At 68.7% G+C, this 13,078-nt stretch carries 11 protein-coding genes; 6 read left to right on the forward strand and 5 right to left on the reverse strand.

Annotated elements, in window-relative coordinates; genetic code table 11:
* Nucleotides 1–1,146 (reverse strand): site-specific DNA-methyltransferase (locus FFS20_RS16665; RefSeq protein WP_137826913.1); only part of this gene is annotated, 1,146 nt, incomplete at its 3' end.
* Between the two features lie 36 nt (nt 1,147–1,182).
* Between FFS20_RS16665 and FFS20_RS16670 the strand changes: the two genes are divergently transcribed.
* Nucleotides 1,183–2,664, forward strand: a complete 1,482-nt coding sequence (locus tag FFS20_RS16670; protein ID WP_249356917.1) for an FAD-dependent oxidoreductase — start codon at nt 1,183–1,185, stop codon at nt 2,662–2,664.
* A 72-nt stretch (nt 2,665–2,736) separates the two neighbouring features.
* On the opposite strand, the gene FFS20_RS16675 is transcribed toward FFS20_RS16670, so the two are convergent.
* Nucleotides 2,737–4,188 (reverse strand): helix-turn-helix transcriptional regulator, encoded by a 1,452-nt coding sequence (locus tag FFS20_RS16675; RefSeq protein WP_171007123.1) that lies wholly within the window; start codon nt 4,186–4,188, stop codon nt 2,737–2,739.
* Nucleotides 4,189–4,368: 180 nt separating this feature from the next.
* Here FFS20_RS16675 and aceA point away from each other — a divergent pair, with 180 nt between their 5' ends.
* Nucleotides 4,369–5,664, forward strand: a complete 1,296-nt coding sequence (gene aceA / locus FFS20_RS16680) for an isocitrate lyase (RefSeq protein ID WP_137826914.1) — start codon at nt 4,369–4,371, stop codon at nt 5,662–5,664.
* A gap of 192 nt (nt 5,665–5,856) precedes the next feature.
* Nucleotides 5,857–7,461: a malate synthase gene (locus tag FFS20_RS16685; RefSeq protein ID WP_137826915.1), complete on the forward strand. Its 1,605-nt coding sequence runs from the start codon at nt 5,857–5,859 to the stop codon at nt 7,459–7,461.
* 314 nt (nt 7,462–7,775) lie between these two features.
* On the opposite strand, the gene FFS20_RS16690 is transcribed toward FFS20_RS16685, so the two are convergent.
* A complete protein-coding gene (locus FFS20_RS16690; protein WP_137826916.1) occupies nt 7,776–8,378 on the reverse strand; it encodes a DUF664 domain-containing protein in 603 nt (200 codons plus the stop codon).
* A gap of 258 nt (nt 8,379–8,636) precedes the next feature.
* Here FFS20_RS16690 and FFS20_RS16695 point away from each other — a divergent pair, with 258 nt between their 5' ends.
* A complete protein-coding gene (locus FFS20_RS16695) occupies nt 8,637–9,617 on the forward strand; it encodes a WYL domain-containing protein (protein ID WP_137826917.1) in 981 nt (326 codons plus the stop codon).
* Nucleotides 9,618–9,769: 152 nt separating this feature from the next.
* On the opposite strand, the gene FFS20_RS16700 is transcribed toward FFS20_RS16695, so the two are convergent.
* Nucleotides 9,770–10,477 (reverse strand): cysteine hydrolase family protein, encoded by a 708-nt coding sequence (locus FFS20_RS16700; protein WP_212743371.1) that lies wholly within the window; start codon nt 10,475–10,477, stop codon nt 9,770–9,772.
* 70 nt (nt 10,478–10,547) lie between these two features.
* On the opposite strand from FFS20_RS16700, the gene FFS20_RS16705 reads away from it, so the two are divergent.
* Both FFS20_RS16705 and FFS20_RS16710 read left to right on the forward strand, forming a co-directional pair.
* A complete protein-coding gene (locus FFS20_RS16705; RefSeq protein WP_137826918.1) occupies nt 10,548–11,726 on the forward strand; it encodes a helix-turn-helix domain-containing protein in 1,179 nt (392 codons plus the stop codon).
* 111 nt (nt 11,727–11,837) lie between these two features.
* Nucleotides 11,838–12,227 carry a universal stress protein gene (locus tag FFS20_RS16710; protein WP_137826919.1) on the forward strand — a complete coding sequence of 130 codons (390 nt, stop codon included), beginning with the start codon at nt 11,838–11,840 and terminating at the stop codon, nt 12,225–12,227.
* 114 nt (nt 12,228–12,341) lie between these two features.
* Here FFS20_RS16710 and FFS20_RS16715 read toward each other — a convergent pair.
* Nucleotides 12,342–13,078 (reverse strand): (Fe-S)-binding protein (locus tag FFS20_RS16715; protein WP_137826920.1); only part of this gene is annotated, 737 nt, incomplete at its 5' end.

Genomic DNA, 13,078 nt, shown 5'->3' on the forward strand with positions numbered 1-13,078 from the left:
CGGGGTCTGGACGAGGATGAACGACCGCTGTCCCTCGTCACGCAGGTTCGCCGCCATGACCGCCTGCGCGGTCGTCCCGGACCCGGCGAAGAAGTCGAGGACGATCGCGTTCGGGTCGAAGAACGTCTGCGCGGTGATGAGCGTCTTGACCAGTTCGACGGGCTTCGGATACCCGAACACCCCGCCCAGCCCCAGATCCTCGAGATCGTTCTGCCCGCCGAGCGCCTTGATAATCGAATAGAGCTTCGAGCTCGCCTTCTCATACGGCGTCACCCGCACCACCGCGTGCTTGCCCGGACCCCACGGCCGCAGGATGAATTCGCCCGAGGCAAGCTTCGCATCCACCTCGGCGAGCTTCTTCTCCCCCTTGACCGCGACGATGTCCTCGTACATCAGCCGCCGCTCGGACCCGCGTTCGTAGCGGCCGAAGCTCGTGCGCAGGACGTCGGTCTCGACGAGCATCCTCCGCCCGTCGATCACCTCGACCTTCGCCGGCGCCTTCTTCTCCGTGAGGAACGTCCCCGCGGACCGGGCATCCTTGCCCCACACATGGATGTAGTCGTGCCCGCGGACGAATGACGGCGAATTGCCCCCGCCCTTCGCCCGCTGATGGATGAGCGTGCCGAGCGAATTCGCCTCCCCGAAGATCTCATGCCCGAGCAGCTGCGCCCATGCGCTCTCCCCGTCGTCGAGGTGGAGGTAGAGCACCCCGTCATCGCGCATGAGCTCCCGGGCGAGCATGAGTCGGGGCGCCATGAAGCTCAGCCACGAATCGTGATCGTGGCCGTCGTCCTTGTACGCGTGCGCATTGCCCGTGTTGTACGGCGGATCGATGTAGACGACCTTGACCCGCCCCCGATGCGTGGCCAGCAACGATTGCAGCGCGGGCAGATTGTCCCCGACGACGAGGAGGTTCCCGTGCAGGTCCGGCACGACGGTCCGTGGTCCGCTGGTGCCGTCCATCCCCTCGCCGAGGCTGTCCGTCGTAACCGAGGAGCGGCCAGTCGCGCTCGTGGAACCGGCCCCCGCCGCACCCGAGGAGCGTCCCCTTGAAGGAGCCAGGAATCCGGCCCCCGCCGTCCGGCTGAGCTCCCGTCCGAGGGTGAGCGACTTCTCCTTGCCGGGCCAGCTCAGAGCCGTCGCCATCTTCTCCAACTCCTCTGACGATGCCAAGATTGCCCTATGAGTATTTCACGAGTGGCAGTCGTCGGCGCAGGCATCATCGGTGTGGCTCTCGCCCGCGAGATCACCCGTCAGCTCCCCGACGCAGAGGTCACGGTCTTCGAGCGCGGCCGAACCGTCGGCAGCGCCCAGACCGGGCACACCGCAGGCATCGTCCACTCCGGCTTCGACGAGGAACCCGGCAGCCTCGAGGCGACACTCGCCCGCCGTGGCGTCGAACTCCTCATCCCCTATCTCGCCGAGGCGGGTCTGCCCTACCGCGAATGCGGGCAGCTCGTCGTCGCCCAGGACACCGACGAGGTCGACCGCCTCGAGGAGCTCGCCTCCCGGGCCGAGACGAACGGGGTGCCCGGTGTCCGCCTCGTCGACCGGGCCCGGATGGAGGAGATCGAACCGGGCGTGCGAGGCGTCCAGGCCCTCTACTCCCCGCACACCGCGATCACCGACTACTCCGCCCTCGCCGAGGCGCTCGCCGCCGAGGTCCGCGACGCCGGGGGCCGCTTCCGCTTCTCCACCGAGGTCACCGGCATCGACACGCTGAGCAGCGAGGTCCGCCTCCGCACCCGCCCGGTCACCGCCAAGGACGACGGCGCGGGGGAGGGCAGCGAATCGGGGTACTCCACCGAGATCGTCGTCGGTCCCGACGGCGAGGCCCACGACCGTCCGCGGACCTACCGCGGTGAGGATCCCGAACCCGCCGCGGAACCCGCGGAGAAGAGCGGTCTGGGCGGCCGCCTCGGCGATGAGCTGCGCACCCGGTTCGGTGACAAGGACTGGTTCAAGCAGGCCGAAGAGCGCATCGACGGCTGGAACTCGGAGCGGAAGTCGACGAGTGCCGAGGTCGACGCCGGGACCTTCGACGTCGTCCTCGTCGCCGCGGGTCTCCAATCCGACCGACTGGCGACCGCGACCGGGCTTTCCGCTGAGCCCAGAATCGTGCCTCTGACCAGCACGTATTCGCAGCTCAGTGCCCCCGCCGCCGAGGCGGTCCACGGCATCATCTCCTCCGTGCCCGACCCGGGTGAGCCGTTCGAGGAGACCGTGCTCGCGCGCACCGTCTCAGGTGCCCTGCTGCTCGGCCCGACGACTCACCTCGCGCTCGGTCGCGGGGAGGGGTCGGTCGGCGACATCGACTTCGGCGACCTCGGGGCGTCGTTCGGCTTCTCCGGGTTCTGGAAGTTCGCGAAGCGCAACGCCCGCGCGGCCGCCGAAGGCGTGCGGTCGGCGACGAGCACCTCGGCGTTCGTCGAGCGGCTCAAGCGCTACGCCCCCGACCTCGACACCGCGGGAATGACGACGGGCCCACGCGGGGTGGGAGCACTGGCGATCGATGACAAGGGCGAGCTCGTCACGGGTCTCGTCGTCTCCGCTCGCGGGCGGCTCACCCAGGTGAGGTCCGTGCCGAAGGCGGGAGCCACCTCGGCGCTGGCGATCGCCGAACACGTCGTCGCATCGGCCCTGAAGTCCGCGGGACGTCGCTGAGGCAGCCGAGAACCGCACGCACCGCCGCCCGCACACCCGGCCCCATCGCCGGCGCCGGCCTCACCCTCACCCTCACCCTGAATGGCGCTCGAGGAACTCGAAGACCTCGGTGTCGTCGACGCCGGGGACCGCGCCGGGCGGAACGGCGGCGAGCAGGGACGCGTGCATCTTCGCCGACGGCAGGGAGTTGTCCTCCCACTTCGCGGCGAGCTCCTCGGGCGCCGTGCGGCAGCACGAGGGATCCGGGCAGCGTGACTGCGAGCGGATCGAGGACTCCCGGCCTTCGAACCATTTGACGTGCGCGAACGGCACCCCGACGCTGATCGCGTAGTCGCCGCCGGGCAGCACCCGCGCCGTGCACCAGTACGATCCCTGCGGGGTGTCCGTGTACTGGTAGTACGGGCTGAAGCGGTCGGCGACGCGGAAGACCGTGCGTGAGGTGAAGCGCTTGCACGCGAACTGGCCCTCGATCGCCCCGAGCGGGTCGGTGGGGAAGGGCAGGCCGTCGTTCGAGTACGCCTTGTGGATCGTGCCCGAGGCATGGACCTTCATGAAGTGGACGGGCAGACCGAGGTGCTCGGTCGCAAGGTTCGTGAACCGGTGGGCGGCGGTCTCGTACCCGACGCCGAACATGTCCCGCAGGTACTCCACCGAGAGCTCCCGCTTCCGCTTGGCCTCGGTGAGCACCGGCACCGCCGCACTCTCGGGCAGGAGGACCGCCGCAGCGAGATAGTTCGCATCCACGCGCTGCTGGAGGAACTCGCGGAAGTCCTTCGGCGCCCCATGGCCGAGCACGTGCGGGGCGAGACTCGTGAGCAGATGCGTGCGCGGATCGAAGGCGGCATCGGCATTGGGCAGGTAGATCCGCCGGTTCGCGGTATCGGAGATCGACCGGGTCGAGGACGGCAGATCGGAGACGTAGTGGAGGCTGAAGCCGAGCTTCTCCGCGATCGTCGCCGTCTCCCGCTGGGACACCGTCCCCGACTCGTAGCCGGCGAGCGAGAGCAGCTCGGCCGCCTGCTTCTCGAGATCGGCGAAGTAGTTGTTCTTCTCCCGCATCGTCTCCCGCAGCTCCCGGTTGGCCCGCCTGGCCTCCTCCGGGGTCGCCGCCCGCCGGGTGAGCACCTCGGCGAGCTGCCGCTGCAGGCCGACGATCGCCTCGAGCGCATCCTGCGGCAGGGACTTGATGCGCACCTGCGGCAGACCGAGCGAGGAGTACATCGGGGAGGCCTGATTCCGCTCAGCCTCGAGTTCGAGAGCCTGCCTGCCGTCGACCGGCGTGGGGTCGAGGAGCTCGGAGACCTCGGTGCCGAGCGCCTGCGCGATGCTCGCAAGCAGCGTGACAGAAGTTTCCCGCTTGCCGTTCTCGATCGTCGAGATCTGCGAGGCCGCACGCCCCACTCTCTCCCCGAGCTCGGACAGCGTCAGACCCGCCTCTTTGCGAAAAAATCTGATTCTTCTGCCGATGCTGAGGTTGTCGACGGACGGACTCGTTTCCGTCTTCGGTGCTTGAGTACTGGTCACAACGGCCTCCGAGGCGGCGATCGGGGTGGTGCAGGGCGGGTGTGACCAGTATGACAGAAGCCACAATTTTCACCAATGGGAAGAAGTGAGAATCTTCTTCCCATTTTCCTCTGTCGAAGGGCTTGCAACCCCACCAAGATGGATCACACGAACCTCGGAACAACACAGGAGTGAGACATCATGAGCGCGAACACCACGCCGAACGAACTGCACGACATCGAAGCGATCCGCCGCGACTGGGCCACCAACCCCCGCTGGCAGGGAGTCGCCCGCGAGTACTCGCCCGAGGATGTCGTCAAGCTGCGCGGCTCGGTGATCGAAGAGCACACGCTGGCCCGTCGCGGAGCCGAGAAGCTCTGGGAGGAGATCCACGACCTCGACTTCGTCAACGCCCTCGGCGCCCTGACCGGCAACCAGGCCGTCCAGCAGGTCAAGGCCGGCCTCAAGGCCATCTACCTCTCCGGCTGGCAGGTCGCCGCCGACGCGAACCTCTCCGGCCACACCTACCCGGACCAGTCGATCTACCCGGCGAACTCCGTTCCCGCCGTCGTCCGCCGGATCAACAACGCGCTCATGCGCGCCGATCAGATCGAGCACGCCGAGGGCATCAGCACCGTCGAGGACTGGATGGTCCCGATCGTCGCCGACGCCGAGGCCGGCTTCGGCGGCCCGCTCAACGCCTTCGAGCTCATGAAGGGCATGATCAACTCCGGCGCCGCCGGCGTCCACTGGGAGGATCAGCTCGCGAGCGAGAAGAAGTGCGGCCACCTCGGCGGCAAGGTCCTCATCCCCACCTCGCAGCACATCCGCACCCTCCAGTCGGCCCGCCTGGCCGCGGACGTCGAGAACGTCCCCTCGGTGATCATCGCCCGCACCGACGCCGACGCCGCGACCCTGATCACCACCGACGTCGACGAACGGGACCAGCCGTTCATCACCGGTGAGCGCACCGCTGAGGGCTACTACAAGGTCCGCAACGGACTCGAGGCCTGCATCGCCCGCGGCAACGCGTACGCCCCGTACTCGGATCTGCTGTGGATGGAGACCTCGCTGCCCGACCTCGAGGTCGCCAAGCAGTTCGCCGAGGCGATCCACGCCGAACACCCGGACCAGCTGCTCGCGTACAACTGCTCGCCGTCGTTCAACTGGCGCAAGCACCTCGACGACGACACGATCGCGAAGTTCCAGCGCGAACTCGGAGCGATGGGCTACAAGTTCCAGTTCATCACCCTCGCCGGCTTCCACGCCCTCAACTACTCGATGTTCGACCTCGCCCACGGCTACGCCCGCGAGCAGATGAAGGCCTACGTCGACCTGCAGGAGCGCGAGTTCGCCGCCGAGGAGCGCGGCTACACCGCGACGAAGCACCAGCGAGAGGTCGGCACCGGCTACTTCGACCTCGTCTCGACCGCCGTCAACCCGGAGGGCTCGACCCTGGCCCTGTCCGGCTCGACCGAGGAAGCCCAGTTCCACTGAGCAGCCGCTCCTCACCTGCCGGGCCCGACCGGCCCGGCGGGTGAGGAACCCACAGACTCGGCGCGGCTCGACGATGTTTTCACGGGGTTTGCATCGTCGATCCGCGCCGAACCCCCACACAGCGCACACCCCGCACCCGCATCCAGCACACCGCAGTTCCTTACAGCACTCGGAATGAGTGAGGAGAAGACAATGTCCCGCATCACGATCAACGCACCTGAGGCACCCGGATACGACACCGTTCTCTCGGCGCAGGCGCTCGACTTCGTCGCGGGCCTCCACGAGACCTTCGCAGGCCGCCTCGGCGCCCTCATGGCCAAGCGCGGCAACCGCTCGGCGGAGATGAACGACGGCACCCTGCCCCGGTTCACCCCCGACTACGCAGCGGTGCGCGCCGACCGGACCTGGCAGGTCGCCGGCTCCCTCGACGCTCCCGGCCTCGAGGACCGCAGGGTCGAACTCGCCGGCCCCGTCACCGAACCCGAGATCGTCGCGGCACTGAACTCGCAGGCCAAGGTCTTCATCGCCGACTTCGAGGACTCGACGAGCCCGACCTGGGCGAACATCCTCGGCGGACAACATGCCCTCTACCTCGCGGTGCGCGACCGGCTGCCGGGCGTGAGCAACCGCAATCAGCCGACGATCGGGATGCGTCCGCGCGGCTGGCACCTGCCGGAGAAGCACCTCACCTTCACGAACTCAGACGGTGAGCAGACGCCGGCGATCGGCGCACTCGTCGACTTCGGTCTCTACTTCTTCCACAACGCCAAGCACCTCATCGACGGCGGCACGGGTCCATACTTCTACCTGCCCAAGCTCGAGTCCTCGCTCGAGGCCAGGCTGTGGAACCAGATCTTCGTCTGGGCGCAGGACGAGATGGGCATCCCGCAGGGCACGATCCGGGCGACCGTCCACATCGAGACGATCGCGGCCGCGTTCCACATGGAGGAGATCCTCTGGGAGCTGCGCGACCACTGTGCCGGCCTCCAGGCCGCCGGCTGGGACTACCTGTTCTCCGTCGTGAAGAACCTCCGCCACTCCACGGAGTTCATCCTCCCCGACCGCGACCGTCTGACGAACTCGCTGCCGCTGATGAAGGCCTTCACCGACCGTCTGGTGTGGACCTGCCACCGTCGCGGCGCCCATGCGATCGGGACGATGACGAACCTCATGACCAGCCACCCCGATGAGGGCTTCGTCGCCGCCGAGTTCGCCCGGATGCGCGAGGACAAGGCCCGTGAGGCGTGGCAGGGCTTCGACGGCACGTGGGTCGCCGACCCGGGTCTCGTTCCTGCGGCGCTCGCCGTCTACGATGCGGCCCTCGGCGAGCAGCCGCACCAGCTGGAGAACATGCGCCCCGACGTCCGGGTGTGCGCCGACCACCTCCTCGACATCACCGGACTCGAACCGGTCGTCACCGAGGAAGGCGTGCGGGTCAACATCCGCGTGGCCATCGGCTACCTCAACGAGTGGCTCGGCGGCAACGGCAATGTGGCGCTGGAGAACCTCCTCGAGGATGTCTCGACCGCGGAGATCTCCCGCTCGCAGATCTGGCAGTGGATCCACCACGAGGTCACCCTCGACAACGGCCAGCAGGTGACGAGGCAGCTCGTCGAGCGCTACCTCGGCGAGGAGCTCGCCCTCATCGAGCGCACCCCGGCCGACCATGTCACCGAGGCGGTCGAGATCTTCCGGGCCAGCGCCCTGACCGAGGAGTTCCCCGAGTTCCTCACGGTGCCCGCCTACACCGAGCACCTCGTCGACCGGGTGGCCAAGTCCGCGGTCACCGCAGCCTGACGAGCTGCCCGTCTGGTCGGCCTGACCGGCCGGCCCGACTGGTCGCTCAGCACGGCAGACAGCCACCGCCTCAGCGGAGGCCCCGACCCCGATCCGCATCGGCACTCTGGATCTGCACGGACTCGCACTGCACAGCGAGTCACGACAGGACAGGGTGCCGATGTGCGTGCGCGGGCGAACTTCAAGCACGGTGGTCCGACATTTCCGCGGTGCACGCACCCTGCCGGTGTCGGACCACCGTGCCGGTGTGGAGCCGCCCCGCCAGTGTCGGACCACCGTGCCGACGTCAGATCGCCGAATCGCCGAGGCGCGCGTCAGCCCTCGTCGCCCCACCCCTCCGGAGGCCACGGCTGTCCGTCGGCGAGGGCATTGAGCTGGTAGGAGACCGCGCCGTCGATCGATTCGCGGATGATGTCGGCGTGACCAGCATGCCTGGCCATCTCCGTGGTGAGATGGACGAGGATCCAGCGCACGCTCATGTCGAAATCCTGGGGCATCCACGGGTTAGCCACCGGCACCTGCGCGGCGAGGTCGATGCCGCGCTCGGCGATGTCCTGCCTCGTCGCCGCGATCTCGGCGACGGCGCGGTCGAAGACGGCGAGCACCTCGGCGATGTCGAGATCGGGCAGAGCGCTGCCGTCGAACGCGCCATCGAGTCCGAGGACGGCATTGAACTGCGCATAGTCCTCCTCGGTGGCGACGAGAGAGGGATCGCGCACCTGCTGGAGCCAGCCGTAGACGACCTGCGCGCCGTGCGTGAGGAGACCCGCGATGCTCAGCGCGCTCACGGTCGGAGTGCTGCGGGCCTGCTCATCGGTGAGATCGAGGGCGGTGAGCCGCAGCTGAGCGCACTGCTGCTCGAGGAAGGTGAGATGGGCGTCGGTTTCGGTCGTGACGGACGGTGCGAAGAACGGCATGGCTGGCTCCTGGGTGAGATGGCTGACGAACGGTGATCGCTCACTGTTCTGCGAACACCGCCATCATCGGAGCGTTTGCGGACGTATGATGTCCGCATTGTTCGATGGATTGCCGCTCCGAGCGTCGAAACGTTCGAGGATCTGCAGCCCGGAGCGTCCACCGCCCAGAACATTGCACCGCCCGCCCCTCTCCACCTCACCTTCCACCGCCCGACCTCGCACCACCCGACACAGAACCACCCGACCCCGAGGGGACCGATGACCGCCGAGAGCAGACTCCTCCGCCTCCTCGCCCTGCTCGGTTCGGGACGATCGTTCACCGCCGGAGAACTCGCCGGCGAGTTCGCCGTCACCGCCCGCACGATCCGCCGCGACATCGTCTCCCTCCGCGAACTCGGTTACGCGATCGACGCAGCACCAGGCGTCGACGGCGGCTACCGCGTCCGCAACCGGACCGTGCTTCCGCCCCTCCAGCTCGACGCCGGCGAGGCGATGGCCACCGGCATCGGACTCGCGCTGCTGCGCGGTGCGGGACTGAGCACGGAGAACGCCGAGACCGCGGGACGGAAGCTGCAGACCATGCTGCCGCCGACGATGAGCGCAACCGTCCGCGCCGTCGCCACCGCCGTCACCGTCGCCCCCGGCCACGAGCCTGACGTCGACCACGGGACCGTCGTCGCCCTCGCCTCGGCGATCGCCTCCCGCCACCGCGTGACCTTCTCCTATGCGAAGCCGTGGACGACCGCCGAGGCGGCCGACCGTCACGTCGAACCCGTCCAGATGGTCGTCCTCGGGTCCCACTGGTATCTCTTCGGCTGGGACCTCGACCGCGAGGACTGGCGGGTCTTCCGCCTCGATCGCATGGTCGACGTGCACGAGACGACGTTCGGATTCGCTCCCCGGGAGAGCCCCGACGCCGAGGCAGCCGTGCGACGCGCGGTCACCGTCGCAGCCTACGAGCACACGGTCGTCCTTGAGATCACGGCCTCGGCGTCCGAGGTCGCACCGTGGTTCTCCTCCCGCGGGGCCACCGTCACCGAGGCGGGGGAGAAGGTCCGCGTCGAGTTCGGAGTCGCCGACCTCGGGGCGGCGGCAGGGTATGCGCTCGGGATTCCCGTTCCGTGCCGCATCGTCGCTCCGCCGCAGCTGCGCGCGGAGCTTGCGAACCTGCGCGGGCGCATCGACGACATGTGCGCCGCAGCGGGCGAGGGCGAGGGCGAAGGCGGGCCCGCCGACTGAGGTGCCGATGTGCGTGCGCGGGCGAATTTCAAGCACGGTGGTCCGACATTTCCGCGGTGCACGCACCCTGCCGGTGTCGGAACACCGTGCTTATGCCGAATCGCCGTGCTGATGTGGAGTCGCCGTGCCGGTGTCGGAACACCGTGCCGAAGTCAGATCGTCGAATCGCCGAGGCGGGCGAGGATGTCCTCGGTGGTCGTCACCTCGGCGAACCCGCCGCCGGAGAGGTTGACCGCGGTGGCCTCGATGAGGGATTCGGCGCTGATCGTCAGTGTCTCGAGGGTCGTGGTGAGCGGTCCGGCAGAACCTGCTCCGGCCGAACCCTCGCCCCGCGTTCCCTCGGCAGCGGATCCTGTGATCCCGTCGGTGCGCACGGAGGCCGCGACGGTGGCGCTGAGCGGGAACGTCGTCGTCGCATCGAGTGCGACGACGACCCGGTAGCCCAGATTGCCGCCCATACGGGCCGTCGTCTCGACGCACATGTTCGTCTGGATGCCGCCGAGGACGATCGTGTCGATGCCGCGCCCGCGCAGCCACGCGTCGAGGTCGGGGCTGCCGATGAATGCGGAGTTGACCGTCTTCGTCACGAACAGATCGTGGGGTGCGCGGGCCACCTCGGCGAAGAGCTGATTGCCCGCGGCGTCCGGTCGCAACGGCGAGTCGGGCTTCGTGCTGTCGTGGCGGACGATGACGATCGGCGCCTCGGCCGCGGCGAACGCGGAGATGAGAGCGCAGACATTCGCGCGGCATCCCTCGAGGTCATGCGGTTCGCCCCAGTGGGGGTCGAGGAATCCGGCCTGCATGTCGATGACGATGAGCGCCGAGGTGGGTGTGGTCAGGCTGTTCTGCGTGGTGGTCATATCCCCATTCCACCGTCGTGTCCGTCGAACGACCAGTGGCGGATATGCCAGTGAGCAATAGAATCGTGCCATGACAGAGAATGAGCGCCGTCCGGACTCGACCTCCGAGGACGCAGTCGCCAAGAACCCAGCCTCCGATGACCAGGCCGTCTGGGAACCGGCCTTCGAGAACGCGGCCGCCGGGGACCCAGCCTCCGATGACCGGGGCGCCGGGGACCCAGCCTCCGAGGACGCGAGCCTTGACGTCGACATCCTCGTCTTCGACGAGGTCCGCATGTACGACGTGGCCACCGCCCTCGAGGTCTTCTCCGACCGGTCGGCCAGAGGGCTGCCGCCTGTGCGCGTGCGCCTCGTCGGCTCCCAGTCAAGCGTGCGCTGCGATTCGGGTGCCGTGCTGACCGTCGACACGGATGCCGCCGACACGGGTGCCGTGGAGCCCGTCCCCGCACGTGCCGCTGAATCTGCAGGTCAGCGGTCCGCTCGCCTGCTCGTCGTGCCGGGTTCCGAGGTGCGTCTGGGCCGGCTCGCCGAGGCCGACCTGACGCGGGTGCGCACGTTCGACGGCATCGTCGCGGCCCTGTGCACCGGTGCCTTCGCCGTCGCCGAGGCGGGACTGCTGGGGGGACGACGGGCGACGACGCACTGGCGGTTCGCCGATGAGCTCGCGACGCGCTTCCCCGACACCGAGGTGGTCCCCGACGAGATCTTCGTCGGCGCGGACCGCGTGTGGACCTCGGCGGGAGTGAGCGCCGGCGGGGATCTCCTCCTCCACCTCGCCGATCAGTCGTGGGGCGCCTCGGTGGCCGCCGACATCGCGCGGTCGATGGTCCTGCCGCTGCGCCGCACGGGCAATCAGGCGCAGTTCGTCGACAGGTCGGCGATCGAACTCGCCCGCAGCGCCTCGGCGAACAGCGACTTCCACGCCCTCGAAGCCCGCGTGGCCGCCGTCCCGCAGGAGGACTGGTCGGTGCGGCGCTTCGCCAGAGAGCTCGGACTGACCGAACGGACATGCTTCCGCACCTTCCGCGACCTCACCGGGCTGACCCCGCACGAATGGCTCACCGCGATCCGCCTCGACGTCGCCCGCCAACTGCTCGAGACGACCGCGCTGCCGATCGACCACGTCGCCGCGGACTCGGGACTGGGTTCGGGGGACAACCTGCGCAAGCATTTCGCCGCGAAGTTCGGGGTGGCCCCGAACGCCTACCGCGCGACCTTCGCAGCCCGGGCCGGCTTTGCTTCGCGCTGACCTCGGAGCGACCCCGACGCCGATGGTGCGTGTCCCGCAACGGTGACGTCGAGGTGTCCGGGAAGTGGCCGGAGGGTGAATCGCTTCACAGGTCGTCCATATACTGATGCCATGACGATTCTCATCGGCTATCTCCCTGCCCCGGAAGGCGAGGCGGCGCTGCGCGCGGGATTCGCTGAGGCCGCCCTGCGCACGTGCGACGCCGTCGTGGTCAATTCCCAACGACGCGGCGCCAGCGGCGCCCCGACCGAGATCGACAAGGACGACATCGATCGCATCGTCGCCCTCGGGCAGGAGGCGGGAGTCGCCGTGAGCGTGCTCCAGCCCGACCATGAGGACGACGTGCCGGGAACGCTCAACGACCTCGCCGCCGAGCATGACGCTCAGCTCATCGTCATCGGCCTGCGCAAGCGCTCGGCCATCGGGAAGTTCATCCTCGGCTCGCAGGCCCAGCGCATCCTCCTCGAAGCCGAAGTCCCCGTGCTCACCGCGAAGGCCTGATTCCCGCCGTTCACCGCGTAGGCCGAGGTTCTCCGCATGCAATGCAGGCGTGAACCCTACCGCGCGGATGTAGGCCTATGCGCGCCCGCTGCCTGGGCCTGATCTTCACCGCGTTCACCGCGCGGGCTCGAGTCCGTGACCCCACGCGAGCAGCTCGGCCAGGGAGACGCCTCGCGCATCGCTGAGGTCGGCGATCTGCGTCCGACACGAGTACCCGTCGGCGAGGACGACGCGAGTCCAGTTCGGTTCGGAGTCCCGCAGCACCGGCAGCAGGGCGAGCTCGGCGACGGCGACCGAGGTCTCGTAATGACCGGCTTCGGCCCCGAAGTTCCCGGCCAGTCCGCAGCACCCGCCGAGGAACTCCGCGCTCGCCCCCGCCCGCGACAGCAGCTCTTGATCCGCGGCCGTGCCGAGCACCGCCGACTGGTGGCAGTGCGGTTGGACGATCGCCTTGACGCCGGCAAGGTCGGGAAGCTCGGCGCCGATCTCGAGCAGATGCTCCGCGAGGGTCCGCACGCGCCCTCCCACCCGCTCAGCCGCATCGTCGGCAAGCAGCTTCTGCGCATCGTCCTTGAGCGTGGCCAGACACGACGGCTCGACCCCGACGATCGGCATCTGCCCGGTCGCATCGAGAGCCGCGATCGTCTGACGAAGGTGCGTCTTCGCCGCATCGAGCTGCCCCGTCGAGATGAGCGGCAGACCACAGCACACCGTCTGCTCGACGACGTGCACCCGCACTCCCGCATGCTCGAGGACCGCGACCGCGGCCGCGAGTATCCGCGGCGCGAAATGGTTCGACCACGAATCCGCGAAGAGGACGACCTCGCCGGGGCGGTCCGGCCCTGTCGTTC

It is taken from the genome of Brevibacterium sp. 2SA (assembly GCF_005502845.1).
Lineage (GTDB): Bacteria > Actinomycetota > Actinomycetes > Actinomycetales > Brevibacteriaceae > Brevibacterium.